Source organism: Mycoplasma sp. 1578d, assembly GCF_024582695.1.
Lineage (GTDB): Bacteria > Bacillota_I > Bacilli_A > Mycoplasmatales > Metamycoplasmataceae > Mycoplasmopsis.
This window is the reverse complement of the sequence record NZ_CP102081.1, coordinates 237,734-252,357: the sequence shown is the minus strand read 5'-3', so window position 1 is coordinate 252,357 and position 14,624 is coordinate 237,734. Positions and strand designations below refer to the sequence as shown.

The 14,624-nt window shown below is 28.3% G+C and carries 14 protein-coding genes; 8 read left to right on the top strand and 6 right to left on the bottom strand.

Going from position 1 to position 14,624, the window contains the following annotated elements; all coding sequences use genetic code 4:
• Positions 1-2: 2 nt before the first annotated feature.
• From atpA to NPA11_RS01265, 6 genes are read right to left on the bottom strand one after another with little or no spacing between them, the layout of a single operon-like run.
• Entirely contained in the window at positions 3-1,574 is a 1,572-nt protein-coding gene (gene atpA / locus NPA11_RS01290) for a F0F1 ATP synthase subunit alpha (RefSeq protein ID WP_257043835.1), read from the bottom strand.
• The gene (gene atpH, locus NPA11_RS01285) at positions 1,574-2,128 is read right to left on the bottom strand and encodes an ATP synthase F1 subunit delta (RefSeq protein WP_257043834.1); all 555 of its coding nucleotides are present in this window, start codon (positions 2,126-2,128) and stop codon (positions 1,574-1,576) included. Before atpH ends, atpA begins: the two co-directional genes overlap by 1 nt.
• A complete protein-coding gene (locus NPA11_RS01280) occupies positions 2,128-2,712 on the bottom strand; it encodes an ATP synthase F0 subunit B (RefSeq protein ID WP_257043833.1) in 585 nt (194 codons plus the stop codon). Before NPA11_RS01280 ends, atpH begins: the two co-directional genes overlap by 1 nt.
• Before the next feature lie 16 nt (positions 2,713-2,728).
• Positions 2,729-3,106 carry an ATP synthase F0 subunit C gene (gene atpE, locus NPA11_RS01275; protein ID WP_257043832.1) on the bottom strand — a complete coding sequence of 126 codons (378 nt, stop codon included), beginning with the start codon at positions 3,104-3,106 and terminating at the stop codon, positions 2,729-2,731.
• Positions 3,107-3,121: 15 nt separating this feature from the next.
• Complete coding sequence (locus NPA11_RS01270; protein ID WP_257043830.1) at positions 3,122-3,889, bottom strand: F0F1 ATP synthase subunit A; 768 nt, start codon at positions 3,887-3,889, stop codon at positions 3,122-3,124.
• Entirely contained in the window at positions 3,882-4,331 is a 450-nt protein-coding gene (locus tag NPA11_RS01265; RefSeq protein ID WP_257043829.1) for a hypothetical protein, read from the bottom strand. The genes NPA11_RS01270 and NPA11_RS01265 overlap by 8 nt, the downstream gene beginning before the upstream one ends.
• A gap of 177 nt (positions 4,332-4,508) precedes the next feature.
• On the opposite strand from NPA11_RS01265, the gene NPA11_RS01260 reads away from it, so the two are divergent.
• From NPA11_RS01260 to NPA11_RS01225, 8 genes are all read left to right on the top strand, one after another.
• The gene (locus NPA11_RS01260) at positions 4,509-5,825 is read left to right on the top strand and encodes a glucose-6-phosphate isomerase (protein WP_257043828.1); all 1,317 of its coding nucleotides are present in this window, start codon (positions 4,509-4,511) and stop codon (positions 5,823-5,825) included.
• 910 nt (positions 5,826-6,735) lie between these two features.
• Entirely contained in the window at positions 6,736-7,791 is a 1,056-nt protein-coding gene (locus tag NPA11_RS01255) for a hypothetical protein (protein ID WP_257043827.1), read from the top strand.
• The gene (locus tag NPA11_RS01250; RefSeq protein WP_257043826.1) at positions 7,784-8,482 is read left to right on the top strand and encodes a pseudouridine synthase; all 699 of its coding nucleotides are present in this window, start codon (positions 7,784-7,786) and stop codon (positions 8,480-8,482) included. The genes NPA11_RS01255 and NPA11_RS01250 overlap by 8 nt, the downstream gene beginning before the upstream one ends.
• A 111-nt stretch (positions 8,483-8,593) precedes the next feature.
• The gene (locus tag NPA11_RS01245; protein WP_257043825.1) at positions 8,594-8,986 is read left to right on the top strand and encodes a type III restriction endonuclease subunit M; all 393 of its coding nucleotides are present in this window, start codon (positions 8,594-8,596) and stop codon (positions 8,984-8,986) included.
• On the top strand, positions 8,986-10,293 hold the full coding sequence (locus NPA11_RS01240; protein WP_306429077.1) for a site-specific DNA-methyltransferase: 1,308 nt from the start codon (positions 8,986-8,988) through the stop codon (positions 10,291-10,293). Before NPA11_RS01245 ends, NPA11_RS01240 begins: the two co-directional genes overlap by 1 nt.
• 3 nt (positions 10,294-10,296) lie before the next feature.
• Positions 10,297-12,714: a DEAD/DEAH box helicase gene (locus NPA11_RS01235; RefSeq protein WP_257043823.1), complete on the top strand. Its 2,418-nt coding sequence runs from the start codon at positions 10,297-10,299 to the stop codon at positions 12,712-12,714.
• 103 nt (positions 12,715-12,817) lie between these two features.
• Positions 12,818-13,195: a type III restriction endonuclease subunit M gene (locus NPA11_RS01230; RefSeq protein WP_257043822.1), complete on the top strand. Its 378-nt coding sequence runs from the start codon at positions 12,818-12,820 to the stop codon at positions 13,193-13,195.
• A gap of 16 nt (positions 13,196-13,211) precedes the next feature.
• Entirely contained in the window at positions 13,212-14,597 is a 1,386-nt protein-coding gene (locus tag NPA11_RS01225) for a site-specific DNA-methyltransferase (RefSeq protein ID WP_306429076.1), read from the top strand.
• Positions 14,598-14,624 lie beyond the last annotated feature (27 nt).

The window sequence follows — 14,624 nt, the reverse complement described above, 5'->3', positions numbered from 1 at the left end:
CTTTAGTTTAAAAATTTACTTGGAATTGGTTTGTACATTTTTGGATCGTAATTTGGGATAGTTTTGATAATGTCTTGAACTATTTTTACTAATGCTTTAGTGATAATTTCATAGTTTTCTGATGAAATGACTGTTGAATCGACTATTTCTTTATAAGTTATGTTAAGTAGTTTGTTGTTTTCAATTTCTTTAAGCACTAAATCGCGATATTCGTGAATTTTGCTTTTTGGAAGTGGATTGATAATCCGTTCTTTAACTCCGACTAAAATAATCGCTTGAGCAGCTTGTGAAATTGGATGATATTGCTCTTGCTTGAGTAATTCATATACTTTACCACCATGATCTAAAATGGTTTTTGTTGAATCATCGAGATCTGAACCAAATTGAGCAAATGCGAGCATTTCATTATATTGAGCTAATTCTAATTTGAGCGAACCAACCACACTTTTCATAGCTTTATTTTGAGCAGCTGAACCTACACGAGAAACACTAAAACCTACATCTACTGCCGGTCTTTGACCTGAGTTAAATAATGCTTCACGAGTAAAAATTTGTCCATCAGTAATCGAAATAACATTGGTTGGAATGTAAGCTGAAATATCACCTTGCTGGGTTTCAATGATTGGAAGGGCAGTGATTGAACCACCACCATAATGCATATTTAAACGAGCAGCACGTTCGAGTAATTGTGAGTGTAAGTAGAATACATCCCCTGGATACGCTTCACGTCCTGGTGGTCTTCTAAGTAAAAGGGAGAGAGTACGATATGCTGTAGCGTGTTTTGATAAATCATCATAGACAATGAGCACATCTTTTCCTTTTGACATTCATTCTTCAGCAATGGTAACTCCAGTGTACGGAGCAATATATTGTTGTGGTGCTAATTCACTAGCTCCAGCAACAACAATGGTGGTATATTCAAGAGCCTCTGAATCGGCTAGTTTCTTTACAATTTGTGCTACTGTTGAATTTTTTTGTCCAATCGCTACATACACACAATACACATCTTTTCCTTTTTGGTTAATAATAGTATCAATTGCAATAGCGGTTTTCCCAGTTTGACGATCACCAATAATAAGCTCTCTTTGACCTTTTCCAATTGGAATCATTGAATCAATTGCAATGATTCCAGTTTCTAGTGGTTGATTAACTTCTTTTCGAGACATAACTCCACTAGCTACTTTGAAAATTTCTCTGGTTTTGCTTACTTTAATTTCACCTTTACCGTCAATTGGTTGTCCAAGGGCATTAACAACTCTACCGAGTAATTCATCTCCTACTTCCACTGAAATAACTTTATTAGTGCGACGAACTACATCACCTTCAGAAACTGAGTTAGCATCTCCAAATAAAGCAATTCCCACTACTTCTTCTTCAAGGTTTAAAGCCAGTCCATAAACTCCATTTTCAAAAACAACAATTTCTGAGTTCATGACTTTTTCGATTCCTGAAACAAGAGCAATTCCATCACCAATTGAAACAACTTTTCCAATTTCAGATTGATCAATTTTAAGATCATAATTTTTAATACGATCCTTAATAATCACTGAAATATCATCAAGTTTGATTGCCATTATTTATCTCCTTTGGGTTTGTGTGAAGTTATAGCTCCAATGAGTTCATTTAAATCATTTTGATAATTACTTTGAATAATTTTGCTATCAAAAACAATTTTAAACCCTGAAATTAGTGAAGGATCTACAACGTGTTTGAGTTCAAAAGTTTTATTATATTGCTTTTCAAGTTTAGCTTGAATTTTGGCTAAGTAATCGTGTGAAAGCAGTTTAGCTGTAATTACTTTCACAAAAGAAATGTTTAAAGCTTGATTAGATAATTTTAAATAATGAGTGATGATTTTTTTTAATTTGTTCACGCTTTTACGCTCAATGATCACTTTGACACTATTAATAATTAATTGATCAAAGTCGACCAGAATTTGATCAATTAAAGAGAGCTTATCATCTTTAGAAATCAAATCATTATTTAAAAAAGGAATTAATTCTGGATTAGCCTTAATAATATTTAAAAGCTTATTCATTTGCTTGTGAATTAAGTTTGTTTTATTTGATTCTTTGACTAATTCAAAAATAGCAATTACATATCCTTTAACAGTAGATTTATCAAGCATTATTCAAACCCTTTAAGATTATCATCTTGTAAAAAAGCTTCAATAATTTCTTCTTGAGTGGATTGGGAAATTTCTTTTTGTAGAATTTTTTCAGCTAATTGTTTTGCAGTTTGAGCCACAATTTCACGGGAATTTTGTTCAAATTCTTTTTGTTGTTTAGTAATATCTAAATGAGCTTCTTCGATTAATTGTTTAGAATCGTTTTTAGCTTTAGCAATATAAGTAACTACAATTTGTTCGGCTTTGAGCTTGGCACGGTTAATAATAACTTCAGCTTGTTTGTTTGAATTTTCTAAATTCTCATTGGCTTGATTGAGTTTTTCGATCATGTCTTCTTTGAATTTAATAGATTCATCAATATTACTTTGAATAAATTCTTTCCGTTTTTTAAGCATTTCTTGAAGTGGCTTACGTAAAAAAACGTAAATAATAATTGAAATTGCAATGAATGCAATAATTGTTGCAATCATTAAGGGGATGCTTGGAAAAATTGCTTCAAATTTCTCTGCAATTCCTTGTTGAAGTGAACTAGGTTTATCAAATGAATTATTTTCAGCTAATAATTTAACTGTGTTTTGAATCATTTTGCACCTTATAAAATTATCTTCTTCCAACGAAGAAAATTAAGAATGAAATAACTAAACAATAAATAGCAGCTGACTCGGTAATCCCAGCAGAAATAATAAACATTTTACGAACTTTAGATTCAGCTTCAGGGTTTCTTGAAATTGCTTCAATAGTTTTTCCTCCAGCAAATCCTTGCCCAATCGCTGAACCAAATGCACCAATCATAGCAATTCCTGCACCAATAGCTACAAGACCAGCTTCAATCGAACCAAGTCCAGAGCTTTGAGCATTTTGGGCCACATTTGTTGCAGTTTCTTTCACTACTTGAGTTGCACTAGTAGCGGCATTGTTAGCTGTATTAGCAACAGCTTGGGTAGCTTCTTGTAAAAGTTTTGTAATGTTTGATAACATAATTTCTCCTAATAATTAATAAATTGCCTTTAATTTTTGGCTAATTTTAACACGTTTAAAACTATTTGTTTTGCTTTTAATTGGTTGTGAAGCTTCTTCTTCACCAACCTCATTTGTTCAATAACTTAAAGTTAAAATTGTGAACACATACGTTTGAATTAATCCATCGAAAACATCAAAATAAAAATGAAATACTGGTGTAATCACTGGAGCAATGAAATATCATTTATGACCACTTAAATTTGGTAGCGATTCTCATAAATGACCAAAGAGTGAATAAAGTAAAAATAAGACTACTCCACCACCAATTAAGTTTCCATATAAACGAAATCCAAGTGAAATTAGTGGAGCTATGGCACTAATTGCTTCAAATGGATTAAGATATTTTTTTAAATATCTGAGTTTTTGGTAAATAAAACCAACTACAAAAATTCCTAATCATGTCGCAATACATAATGTTAAGGGAATTGAATATGATGTTGAAATTGGCTCTAGTCCTAACAGTGACAGAAGGTTTCCAACTAAAAGCATAGTGAATAAAGTTACAATATAATGTCTTGCTCTGGGCATTTTATCCTCAATGCTTTCATCAATCATTTGATCCAAGTTTGCTAGGTACATTTCCGTGATTAGTGCTGCACCTTTTGGGGCTTGATGTGGTTTAACTTTTTTAATTGATTTATAAGCAATAATTGAAAAGATTAAAACAATCAAAACAGTGATAACGAGTGATAATAATTGAGGTTGATTTCAATTTCATAATTTATCAGCAATATTATTCATTTCACCTCCTTACCAAATATTGTTGTATTACGCTCTCTAAAGCGTATATGGGAATAATGATCATGGTTCCGATTAATAGTGCAATCAAATTAATTGGATTGTTGATATATTCTCATTTAAAGATTGGCATTGCTTGATTTTTTCCAGCATAAATACTGTTAATTTGAACACTTAAATAAATAACTATCCCGATAATAATAAAAAAGATAATGTTTTTGATTATGATTAATCTAATTATGCTTTGCTTGTGCATTTTCGGATTAAGCAAAAGTGAAATAACAACATTGATTTTAGTGGATAAATAAGCAATTAAAGAACCAATAGCAAACCCAAAGAAACTTCCAGCATGTCAATAAGCTCCAATGGCTAAAATTGACCAAATTGGAAATAAAAAAAATAAAAAAGTCGCATCGACAGTATTGTTTTTTAAAAACTGTTTCAAATGCGCCTCCTGTTGTTTGCTGTATAAAATTCTATACCTTTTTTAGGCTTTTATTTGCTAATTTTGAAATTTTTTAACACTTTTTTAAATTACTTAAATTAGGTCATTCTCTGTACTTGAAGATTAACAAGTATAATATAATTATATTAAATAAAACCAAACCTGAAAGAAGGCTAAATGAGCTTAAAATATTTAAATTTAAATACTGAAAATGCTTTAAAAAACGCAAGTAGTGAATTGAGTTTTTTGCAAGCAAAAATTTCACAAATTCATCATGACGTTAAACACAAAACTGTTGCAGAAAAAGAATGACTTGGTTGGTATGATTTACCAAGTAATTATGGTAAAACCGAAGTAGAACTCATGCACCAAAAGGCAGCTCAATGAGAAAAAAGCGGAGTTGAAGTTGTTGTAGTAATAGGAATTGGGGGTTCATATTTAGGAGCTAAAACCGGATATGAATTTATTTATGGTCCATATGCAAATAAAAAACCACGTATGGAGCTATTATTTGCTGGTAATGATCTTTCTGCCAGTGCATTAGTGTCTAAACTAAATTATGTTAAAGACAAAAAATTTGCAATTAATGTTATTTCCAAATCAGGAACCACTCTTGAACCTTCAGTAGCTTTTAGAGAATTTCGTATGCTACTTGAAGCACAAATTAAAAAGCAAAATCTTCCAATTGAAGAAGCTGCAAATTTAATTGTTGCTACCACTGATAAAGACAAAGGGTTGCTTAATGAACTCGCAACTCAAAAAGGGTACATGAAATTGATTGTTCCAGATGATGTTGGTGGACGTTTTTCAGTACTTACAGCTGTTGGATTATTTCCATTTGTTTGTGCCGGAATTAATGTTGAGCAAATACTCCAAGGAGCATCTGAAACTAATGAACAATTAAATAGTGATTTAATTAGCCAAAATCCAGCATATTTATATGCTGCATTGAGATATTATCTTCATGTTAAACAAAAATATATGGTGGAATTATTTGTTTCATATGAACCTAAATTACAATATTTTACCGAATGATGAAAACAATTATTTGGTGAAAGCGAAGGTAAAGACGGTAAGGGTCTTTGGCCGGCTTCGGCACTATATTCAACTGATTTACACTCAATTGGACAAATGGTGCAAGATGGAAGCAAAATTTTATTTGAAACTGTTGTTTCTGTACAAGATTCGCATCAAAACATCACATTGCAACAGGACTTTAACGACCCTGACAAACTCGGATATTTAAATGATAAAGATTTACATAGTATTAACAATACTGTTCTTCAAGCCACAATTTGTGCCCACGCAAATGTTGGAAATGTTCCAAATTTACACTTAACTATTAAAGATTTTAGTGAGCAAACTCTTGGAGCATTATTTATCTTTTTTGAACGGGCAGTCACAATGAGTGCTTACTTACTTGGGGTTAATCCATTTAATCAACCTGGTGTAGAAGTTTACAAAAAAAATATGTTTGAATTACTTAAAAAATAATCAAAAATTGAATATAACACTTCTTTGGATGTGTTATATTTTTTTTCTGTTGTTGAATATTAAAGCAAGCTATAAAAATTATTCATATAGAATAAATGTGGATATAATTTTTACTTGCTGATAAATTTAATTATCAAATCAATTAAGCATTTTATAATTCATAAAATAATTTATGAAATTATCGTTTTGATTCCCTTTAAGTAAAATTAGATATAATTTTATTGACAATAATATGATTGTCTACTATCTTTTTTATTAATTCGTTCTATTTTTAATTATTTCAAGGTTTGCATTTAAATATACTCTTAATTTTATTTTTTTATATATAAAATACATTTATTCATATTTATCCTTTTCTTTTATAATGATTTAATGTATTATTCTGTCCAATTTTTATAGGTACGGTCCTCTTTCTTTTTTGTAGAGTTTAAAGTTTTTCATTTTTCCGTTCGGGTTCTTTTTGTAAAATTTGCTAAGTCTAAAATATAAAATGTGTTGTTTTATTTAATTATTTATTTTTGTAATTTCCTTTATTAATTTTTATATTTTTAAAATTGAATAGTTAATTTTCTCCTGTTATGCTTTTGCGTTGTTCATAACTCCTTTCAATATATGGTTGATGAATTTTTTGCATATATACCCATTTTAACCTTTCTAAATCAGATAATAAATAATTTGAAATAATTAAATAAAACTTTTTAATAAAAGTGTAGTGTGTTGAAAATAGACACTCGCAAGATAAAGTAATTTTGGTAAACTTAACTTGAATTTTTTTTAGTTTTTTATTTTTTTCACCAATTTAAGCTGATCCAAAATTTATCCTTTATTTTTAGATAGTAATATGAAAACGCATCATTAAAGATGCGTTTTTAGTTTGAGTATTCCCAAATTAAGATATAAAATAATAATTATGAAAAGATTAACAAAACACTTAATTTTGCCAGGCACACTTTTATCAAGTGTTTTGTTAAGTGTTGCGTGCTCAAGTACCTCAAATAAAGAATCTGAGTTTAAAGAAACAAACAAAATTGTCCAAATTCTCAACAAAACTTCGTTAAATGAACAACTCCCTAAAATTGAGTTTTTAAAACCAGATGATAAACTGACTGATTATACATCTGAAGCCTTAGATTGTTTAGAAAAACTAATTGGAGCTCAAATATATGATCCAGTTTCAAACACTACTTTAATTTCAAGAGTAGCTGAAGTAATTCAAAATCCTGGTTTTGGATCAGCTGATATTAAAGTGCAATGAGCGGTTAAAAATTCAACTTTGCCGGCATATTATGTCAAAACATATCACATGAGTGGTTTTAAACCAATTCCGTTAAATCATACTCATTATGTAAAAACCAAGCAAAAAGTTCCATGTCAAGTTTGCTTACTTAAATATAATGGTCAAAAAATCATTAACCTTGATACTCTACTTAAACACCAAGCTTATTCTAATGATTTAGTCAAACTTAATGCTACAAACATTAGTCAACAAGCTAATTTATTAAAAGATCAATTTAAATTCAAAGATAATATTGAACCGTTTATTGAATCTACTTTTTACGAAGTAGCTCAAGAGCTCATTAAAGATCAAGAGTTTGTTAACCAACAAACTATTTCAATAGGTCAATTAGATCTAAAAATATTAACCAGTGCAGGAAAAAGTTTTTTTCAAATGATTCAAGCCAGCTTGAATCCAGTTCCGGTTTTAGAATCGGGTATTAACTTTATTAGTTCGTATTTTCAAGACTTAAATCTTGATTCTTTACAAGGAAAAGATCTTTTATTTGCTTTATATGTCAAATTTTGAGCTCATTATAATTTAGAAATTAATTTTGGTGAATTTAACAATGAAGCCAAAAAGATTTGAATTTTAAGTGAATTAATTAGTTTTTTCAAGTTTACTGATAATAATTCACAAGCTCAAAAATTACAAAAACTTTTAAATCAAATGTTAGGGAGCAATGAATAGAATTGAAAAAATTATTTCACAAAATAGCAATTATTCTCGAAGTGAAATTAAGCACTTAATTTCACAAGGAAAAATATTAGTAAATGGTCAAATGGCTAAAATTGGGCAAAAAATTAATTCAAACGATCAAATTTACATTAATAATCAAAAACTAAAAATTATTAAACATATTTATATTATGCTTAATAAACCCAGCAATTATTTAAGTGCTAATTTTGATAAAAAGCAAAAAGTTATTCTTGATCTAATTGCTGATAATTTACCTAAAAAAGATCTTCACATTTGAGGGCGTTTGGATAAGGATACTCAAGGATTGATTATTTTATCTAATAATGGAATGCTTGGCCATAAACTTTTAGCTCCGAAAAACCATGTTGAAAAAACTTATTATGTGGAAGTCAACAATACATTAGAAGATATTGATCCAAAAATATTTGAACAAGGTGTACAAATATCAAAAGGAAATTTAGTTAAAGGTTTTCTAACAAAAATTGTTAATAATACTTGTTATTTAACAATTGATCAAGGAAAATTTCATCAAGTCAAACTAATGTTTAAAACAATTGGGAAACAAGTAACTTTTTTAAAACGAGTCTCGTTTGCTGGGATTGAATTAGACCCAAATCTTGAATTAGGAGAATATCGTTTTTTAACTCAAAGCGAAATTGATATACTTGAAAACATAAGATAAATAAGTGGCTTAAACGCCATTTTTTTCTTTTTCTCGATAATTTTCGCTAAAAAACTATTATCTAGTTGATGAAATAAGTATAATTTTTTTAATATTTTTTATGGAGGATTAATGAATAATTTACAAGATGTGGTAAAAAATTACCATCAAAGAATTGATGAGATTGTTAAAAGCAATTTAAACGATGATCAAAAAGATCTCATCAAACAAATTCTAATAGATGTTGCAAATAATGAAAATGCTGACGAAGCTATAATTCAACAAGTATATCAATTATTGATTCAAAGAGTAAAAATTGGTTTTACTTTTGATGCTGCTCCGACAACTAAAGTAGATACAATTTCTTACCTTAAGAAAAACAAAGAACTTTCTTTTAAAGGTAGCGAAAATTCGACACAAAATACTCTGATAATCGGAGAAAATTTTGATGCTCTCAAAAACCTTCTTTTTATAGAAGCAGAGAGAGAGAGAGAGAGAGAGAGAGTAATTACGGTTATGATGTAATTTATATCGATCCTCCGTATAATACTGAAAGATCTGCATTTGAAGGAAATCGAATTGCAGATGATAAAGAAAAAATTGATGCTAAAAAGTTTATCTACCGTGATAAATTTAGTCGAAACGGTTGATTAAACATGCTTAAAGAGCGTTTAGAAATTGCTAAAAAACTTCTTAGTAATCAAGGAGTTATTTTGGTCTCAATTGACGACAATGAGCAAGCATATTTAAAAGTTTTAATGGATGAAATTTTTGGAGAAGAAAACTTTCTAACAAACTTTGTGTTTGCAAAAACTTCTGGACCGAATAATAATTCAGCAAAAGCCTGAATTTCAATAAACCATGAATATATTGTTTGTTATGCGAAGAATATTAAAAATATTAACATCAAACTAAATGAAAGAAAAGAAGAAAGATTGAAACAATTTAAAAATCAAGATAATGATCCAAGAGGGAGCTGAGCTAAGGGGTATATAATCACTCCAACATTTAACAAAGAAAACCATTATCCAGTTGATTTTAACGGTAAAACCTACTATTTAGAAAAAAACTATTCTTGATCATACACCAAGGACAAAATGCTTGAGATGATTAAGGAAAATAGAATAGGTGCAAAAGGCGATAAATTATTTAAAAAAATATTTTTGAACGAATCTAAATCTGGAGTAAATCCTATTTCAACAATTTTTGATAATCAATTAAACAATGGTAAAGATAATAATTTGGATATAGATATTTTTAGAATACTGCCTGAATTATTTTTGGAAAGTTTCTTAATAAATCCACAAGAACATGGAAGTTCTACAGAAGGCACAAGAATTCTTTCTAGTATTTTAGGAACTAAAAAGTTCTTGTTTCCTAAGTCAGTTAAATTACTAATATATTTAATTAATATTTTTTCACTTGAAAATTCAAGAATATTGGATTTTTATGCTGGATCAGGAACAACTGGACATGCTGTCTTAGAACTAAATAGACAAGATGGAGGAAATAGAAGTTATACACTTGTAACAAATAACGAAAACAAGATTGCAAAGAATATAACATATGAGAGACTTTATCGAATAAATAAAGGAGAGGGTTCAAAAATCAAAGAAGAATTTGATTGAATTGAGAAAAATAATGCTTTTAATTCAACACTTGATGTTTATGATATTGAATATAAAAACATGAGTATAAAAAGTAATAAACAACTTGATGACTTACTTAATGAAGTTAATCAAATGCTCAATAATTTTGGAATTAAAAATAACTCTCTGACAAGTGATAAAATATTAGCCAAATTAAGATCATTAAAAGCGATGGGAGAATAAAAAATGAGCTTTATTCTATCGAAAGTCCAGCGTGAAGCAGTAGATCAAATCTATCATTTTTGAAAAAACAGACATCAAGATCCTAAAAATAGAAAAGTAATTTTTAAAGCTCCAACAGGAAGCGGTAAAACCTTTATGATTGCTAAATTAATAGATAAAATTTTAATCAACAATCATAATGATAAAAAAATTTTCTTCTTAATTGCAACTCTTTCTTCAGCTGAACTGCCTTTACAATTTGCTAATAAACTTGAAGAATATAAAATCGGTTTAGTTAATGATAATTTAAGTATTGTAAATATTCAATCGCCTTCAAAATCGGAGACTAAAAGTAACAAAGATTATAATTTTAATTTAACCTACAAAAATTGTGATGTGATGATTGTTGGAAAATCTTCTTTTGGAGAAGGCAGAATCTTCACAGATTATGGGATTTTAGACGGTATGTTAAATTCGATTAAAAATGATGATGAAGTTGAATTAATTTATATTCGTGATGAGGCCCATATTGGAACAATAAAGAAAAGAAGCGCTAAGAAAAAGAAAATAACAAATGATGAAGAAATTAGCAAGAATTTTGAAGATTCAGTTAATTCAATTGCTTCTTTTTCAATCCAAATGACTGCGACTCCACAAGATGACGAAAATTTAGTCGAAATTACTGAAGAAGCTTTATTAAGAGATGATAGTTTGCAATTATTAAAAAGACGTCTTCATTTTAATGTTAACTTAGATACTTCTGATGACGTTGATGATGAAAAACTATTAAGAAAAGCTTGTCAAAAATTTAAAGAAATTAAAAAGCAATACGGATCTAAAAAAGAAGAAAAATTAGTCGGTATTAATCCGGCTATGCTGATTCAAATTAGAAATAAAAAGAATGATTCAGATTCAGAAATAGATGAAGAATTACAACAAAATATTAATAAATATATTCAAATTATCGAAAGCGAAGGTTTACAATGAGCAACATACTTTAGCGATTCCAAATACTCAACCAAGAGCAGAGAAGAAATAACTTTAAAAAACTTATCAGCAAATAATTCAAGTATTGATGTAATTTTATTTAAAGTTGGTCCTGCAACTGGATGAGATATTCCACGTGCTTGCATGCTTGTTCAGTTGAGAAAAATTTTTTCGAGCACTCTTAATACCCAAACCATTGGAAGAATTAAACGTAATCCAAATCCTAATGGCCAATTACCTATTAATAGTATTGGTAATGATTATTTTATTTATTCAAATGTTGATAGCAAAATTAACCAAAGTATTTTTTATTGAAAACTCAAAGAAGAAGTCAAGAAATATCAATACAAAATATTTACCGGAAGAGTTGAAACAAAAAAAGTTATCAGTAACTTTGATAAGGTTAATTATGAAAAATATTTGAATGAAATTATCAGCATTAAAAAGATTAAAACAGCATTGGCAGAATTAGATCAATATTACGAAAGCAATCAATTTTTAATTGGGCGAGAGGGTGTTTTTATAAAATCTAAAACCGAGCGAGTTCCATATATTGATTCAAAAATTTATAACAAAATTGAACTAAGGCTGTTTGTTAATGAACTTAGAGAGATTAATAAAAAATATTTTGTGCCACTAGGAGAAAATTATCTTTACAAGCGTTTTGCTCAAATATCCTCGATAATTAATGAAGAATATTTTTCACAGGACCTTTTTGAATATATTGTTTATAAAAAATTACTTAACTTAATCATTGAAAAGGCTAAACATTATCATAAAAACACAAATATTGAGGGTCAATACTCAATTGATATTAAAGAAATTCCGGAAAATTTTGTGCAAATTTATAAAGCAGAAAATCAAAATAAATATCCTATTAAAGGTAATATGGAATTAAAATTTGCTTATGATCCTAAAAAACATAAAAACTTATTGCTGGATTCTGCTAGTGAAAAAATGTTTTTAGAACATTTAAAAAGCTGATTAAATTTTAAAAATAATCCTGGAAAAAATTTGACTTTATGAAATCGAAACGATTCGTCAATTGGCGTAAGTTATGAATATCTTGCTAAAAATCAACATGATAATATCGTGCAACTAAAACAAAGTTTTCCCGATTTATATCTTATTATTAATCAAGTTCATATTGTAATTATTGAAATTAAAGCATATCAAAATGACATTGATGAGCAAAAAACCGATTATTTATTAAATGCTTATAAAAAATATGTTCAAAGTTTTATTAAACAAGAAAAAATGAATTTGTTCCCTGAATATAATTTAAATCAATCGCTAACAATGTTAGTTTGTTATCCAATTACCAAATCATTTATTCAAGTAAAAGGTTATAGTTCAATTGAAACATTAGCTAATTTTTTAAAAACTCCTGAAAGTGAAAGTACTACTTTAAGAAGAATTGTTGAAGTTATTCTTAATCAAAAGAATGAAAAATAGCTGCAAAAGCTATTTTTTCTTTTTTGTTAAATAGTGTATTAAAAATGATTATCAGCACAATTAAATAAGTATAATTTTTATAATTAATTTTTATGGAGGATTAATGAATAATTTACAAGATTTGGTAAAAACATACCAAAAACAAGTTGATGAAATTGCGAAAAGCAATTTAAATCAAGATCAAAAAGAATTAATTAAAGAAATTTTGTCAATAATTTCACAAAAAGAAAATGTAAGTGAATATTTAATTCAACAATTATTTCAATTACTGATTCAAAGAATTAAAATTGGTTTTACTTTTGATGTTGCTCCAACAACTAAGGTGGATACAATCGCATACCTACAAAAAGATAAAAAGCTATCTTTTAATATAGATAAAGAAAAAAATACTCACAGCTTAATTATTGGTGAAAATTATGACGCTCTCAAAAACCTAATTTTTATAGAAGCAGAGAGAGAGAGAGAGAGAGAGAGAGAGTAACTTTGGTTATGATGTAATTTATATTGATCCTCCGTATAATACTGAAAGTTCTGCAAAAGAAGGAAACAGAGTTGCAGATCATAATGAATTTGTTGAGGCAAAAAAATTTATCTATCGTGATAAATTTAGCCGAAACGGTTGATTAAATATGTTAAAAGACCGTTTAGAATTAGCTCACGAGCTCCTTAATGAAGAAGGAATTATTTTTGTCTCGATCGATGATAATGAACACGCCTATTTAAAAATTTTAATGGATGAAATATTTGGTGAAGAAAATTTCATTAGTAACTTATTTTTCATTAAAAAACCTAGCGGTTCTAATGATAAAAAACATATTGCTGAAACTACTGAATTCATTCTTTTTTATGCCAAAAACAAAAATGCATTTGAAGTAAATTTGCTTAAAAAGCCAATTGATATACTCGATTGAAAATATAACGCTAAATACAATCGATACGAAAAAGATGGAAGCCAGTTGGAAAAGGGTGGGGATGAATCTTTTTTAACTGATCGCCCAAATTTAGGTTATGTAGTTTATTACAATGAAAAAACAGAAAAAGCTGTAATTAGACATGACTATGATAAAGAAAACTTAAATGAAAATTCAACTCAAGAAATCTATAGTTTTAATCAAGAATTAATTGATAAAGGTTTTGTCCCGATAATCGCTAGATTATATCGAGGAAAACTTGGAAGATGAAAAGTTGCTGATAAAAAACTTCAAGAGTTAATAGAAAATGAGTTAATAAAATTTAAAAAAACAAACAATGGGTGAAAAATATACAAAAAAGATTTTGTTTTGGCTCAAGAAGAACCTCATAAACTTGTAAAACCTAGAGATATGATTAGTTTCACTTCCAATTCAAAAGGGACTATATTATTAAGATCTATTTTCCCAAATAATGCCAAATCAGTTTTTTCTAATCCTAAACCTGTAGATTTAATTTCGTATTTAATAAATTTACATACTAAAAATAATGCTAAAGTTCTCGATTTTTATGCTGGATCAGGAACAACTGGACACGCTGTTTTAGATTTGAATAAAAAAGATGGTGGCTCAAGAACTTATACACTAGTGACTAATAATGAAAATAAAATCGGTACAAATGTAACTCATGAGCGACTTTATAGAATAAATTACGGAACTGATTCTAAGAAAAAAAGAAAAATAGATTGAGCTGAGGAAAATAATCCATACAAATCAAATTTAAATGTTTATCAAATTAAATATAAAAACATGGCCATAAACAAGAAAGAAGACCTCGATAAGTTATTAAATGATGTCAAACAAATGCTTATTGATTTTAATATACCAACAGATACAATTGATATAACTAAAATCTTATCTAAATTAAGATCGCTAAGGGCTTTAGAGAATGATAAAGATTTAGATTCGAAATAAGTATAATTTAAATGTTATATTTATGGA